Genomic DNA, 2,602 nt, shown 5'->3' on the forward strand with positions numbered 1-2,602 from the left:
ACCATGACTTGGTCGGTACGCCAACCGCAGCGGACGACGGCATAGCGAAGCAGACCAAGATGCTTGTCCTCATTAAACGCGGGAATATGCAGCCGCTCAGCTTCGCGTGCGATGCCGTTGAGAATCTGACGGGCACCTGGCGCCTCGACAGGACACTCGGGTACGGCAACGATTCTGTGCGTGCCGCGCTCAAAGAAACCGCAACGGACAGCGCCCTCCTTACCGGGAGCAAAGGGAGTGGCGGCCTTATGACGAAAGCCACGCGGCGCAGGATATTTACCCGGGTCACCCAGGGTGACGCCCATACCGCGAATAGGATCAACGGCGATACCCTCACGCTCACAAAGCGAAGCAAAAAGCTCCTCCATAGCAGCCTGCTTGGCCGCCAACTGCTTCTTATAAGGACGATTGAGCGCCGTGCACCCACCGCAAGATTTCATGATCGAACAGGGAGACTTGGGGTCCACAGTTTTACGAGCAGGCTGAGCCGAATCCTTGCGCGAGCCCTTGGAACGAACGTGAGACGCCTTATCTCCACCCTGACGAGAGCCAGAGCGCTTGGCCTTAGCCTTGCTCTTGGCCGACTTGCTTTTTGCAGCTTTAGAAGACTTGGATTTCGTAGAAGATTTCTCCTCCTTCGACCCCTCAGCCGCCTCCACCAAAGCACGACGAGCCCTACGCTCCGCACGAGATTCTGCCATGAATTAACCCCACTAATTTACAAATTGAAAGCTGCAAGCATTGTACCGTGCCAAGCTAGCGGACGATATGCAAGTGCCCATTTCCTGTCAGCGATAAGTCCAACGACGTTTGCCCGGCGTGGGCGGGGAGCGGCGCGTAATTAAGTTTATCGCGAGTTCCGCACGCAAAGGAAAGCACTTAATGTGCTTTCCGTCTTGCGCAGGACTGTAGAGCAGGAAACTTAATTACGCGCCGCTCCCCGCCCACGCCGGGCAAACCCTCCCTTGTACTTTATCAAGGTAGAGTGTATGATTCTGAACGTTACATGACTCACTTTACCTAACTAAAGTGCCATCAAGGGGGAATACCATGAATACCGATATGTCTCGTCGTCAGTTTGTTGGTCTAGCCGGTTCGCTTGCCACGGTGCTTGGCCTTGGCCTGGTAGGCTGCGGCGGTGGTGCCGGCAAGGGCTCCGCTGCTGGCTCTGCCGCAGCCAAGGACGTGAAGGGCGCCGCCGAGTCCAAGAAGCTCGTGGTGGGCTTTGACAAGTCCTATCCTCCGTATGGCTTTGTGGGCGACGATGGCGAGTACACCGGCTTTGACCTCGACCTTGCCAAGGCCGTTGCCGACAAGCAGGGTTGGGACGTTGAGTATGAGGCTATCGACTGGGATGCCAAGGACACGCTGCTCAACTCGGGTGCCATCAACTGCATCTGGAACGGCTTTACCATGGAGGGCCGCGAGGACGACTACACGTTCTCCGAGCCGTACATGCTCAACGAGCAGGTGCTCGTGGTCAAGAAGGACGCGGGTATCAAGAGCTGGGACGATCTTGCCGGCAAGACCGTGATTACCCAGACCGATTCCGCGGCGCAGGATGTGCTCGAGGGCGACCAGAAGGATTTGGCGGCAACGTTTGCCACGCTCGACACCATCGGCGAGTACAACACGGCCTTTATGCAGCTCGAGAGTGGCGCGGTCGATGCCGTTGCCTGTGACCTCTCGATCGCTCAATATCAGCTTGCCGCCAAGCCCGATGCATATACGCAGCTTGATAAGCCGCTGTCTAGCGAGCACTACGCCGTTGGCTTTAAGAAGGGCGACACCAAGTCCGCCGATGCCGTGACCGAGTCGCTCAAGGCGCTCTACGAGGACGGCACGGTCAAGGACCTGTGCGACAAGTACGCAAGCTACGGTCTATCCTTCGACAACTGGGTTTTGAAATAGCGGCTTTCCCAGGCACCCGATTTTGCCGTTCAAACCGTCGCTAGCGTACATTTAGTACGCGGCGCTCCTCTTTCACGGCAAACTCGGGCACTTGGAAAACCCGCTTTAACATTGGGTTCGCTGTTCTGTTGTTGTGAAAGAGAGCTTGGGTTGTCTATTCAAGTCATGATGCAGATGCTTGGCCAGGGATTCTTGGTCAGTTTGCAGCTGTTTGTACTGACGCTGCTCGGGTCGATTCCGCTGGGAATCCCCGTGGCGTTTATGCGCATGAGCAAAATTGCGCCGCTCCGCTGGATTGCGCGCATCTACATTTCGGTCATGCGCGGTACGCCGCTCATGCTGCAGATGTTTGCCATCTACTTTGCCCCGTACTACGTGTTTGGCATTTCGCTCACGCCCGATTCCAAGTGGACGGCGTGCGTCGTGGCATTCATCATCAACTACGCCGGCTACTTTGCCGAGATCTATCGCTCGGGCCTGCAGTCCATTCCGCGCGGTCAATACGAGGCTGCCGAGGTGTTGGGTTACTCGCGCATACAGACGTTTCTGTATATCGTGATGCCGCAGGTCGCCAAGCGCATTTTGCCGGCGATGGGCAACGAGATCATCACACTGGTCAAGGACACGTCGCTGGCGTTCGCCATCGGCGTGGGTGAGATGTTCTCGACCGCCAAGGCGCTGGTTGCCTCGC

General features: G+C 57.0%; 2 protein-coding genes and 1 pseudogene. 2 read left to right on the forward strand and 1 reads right to left on the reverse strand.

Annotated elements, in window-relative coordinates:
- Positions 1-701, reverse strand: a pseudogene (locus AB5164_RS08600) (23S rRNA (uracil-5-)-methyltransferase RumA); the annotation flags it as partial.
- Between the two features lie 349 nt (positions 702-1,050).
- Between AB5164_RS08600 and AB5164_RS08605 the strand changes: the two are divergent.
- Together AB5164_RS08605 and AB5164_RS08610 are read left to right on the forward strand one after the other, a co-directional pair.
- Positions 1,051-1,911: a transporter substrate-binding domain-containing protein gene (locus AB5164_RS08605; protein ID WP_368143114.1), complete on the forward strand. Its 861-nt coding sequence runs from the start codon at positions 1,051-1,053 to the stop codon at positions 1,909-1,911.
- 150 nt (positions 1,912-2,061) lie between these two features.
- Positions 2,062-2,602 (forward strand): amino acid ABC transporter permease (locus AB5164_RS08610; protein ID WP_438265625.1); only part of this gene is annotated, 541 nt, incomplete at its 3' end.

Origin of the sequence: Collinsella aerofaciens (genome assembly GCF_040915425.1) — a bacterium.
In the GTDB taxonomy this organism is placed as follows: Bacteria; Actinomycetota; Coriobacteriia; order Coriobacteriales; family Coriobacteriaceae; genus Collinsella; species Collinsella aerofaciens_BW.